This is a genomic window from Bradyrhizobium sp. Kon56 (genome assembly GCF_055807635.1).
On the sequence record NZ_JBVVOU010000273.1, the window covers coordinates 1 to 322 of the forward strand.

At 53.7% G+C, this 322-nt stretch carries 1 protein-coding gene; it reads right to left on the reverse strand.

The window, feature by feature from the left end:
- Nucleotides 1–105: 105 nt before the first annotated feature.
- Nucleotides 106–322, reverse strand: a 217-nt coding sequence (locus AC0L3B_RS38945) for a hypothetical protein (RefSeq protein ID WP_473383009.1), incomplete at its 5' end; no start/stop codon positions are given.

A 322-nucleotide genomic window follows, 5' to 3' on the forward strand; every position in this document is an offset into this window, starting at 1 on the left:
TCGGTCGCGGGCGCGTAGTTAGGGCTTTCGCTGGATGGTCTCACCCGCATAGCTGTGAAGTCTTAGTTATGGCATTCTTCATGGTATTCCATGCAGTTATGACTTTTAGCTGCCTGTTATAGCGGCTTTTGCTGGTAGTTTATAATAGAGTGGGAATGATGGTCGTCCGGTACTGACCGCCACCGCTAGAAAAGTATCCTGAAGCCCGCGTAATTGCGGGCTTTTGGTTTTTTGGGGCTCCCTTTGCTCGCCGATGCTCGCGGTGGAGAAAACGCAACTGCCCAGCGCTGCTAGCGCCGACATCCCTGCGGTGCCGTACAAC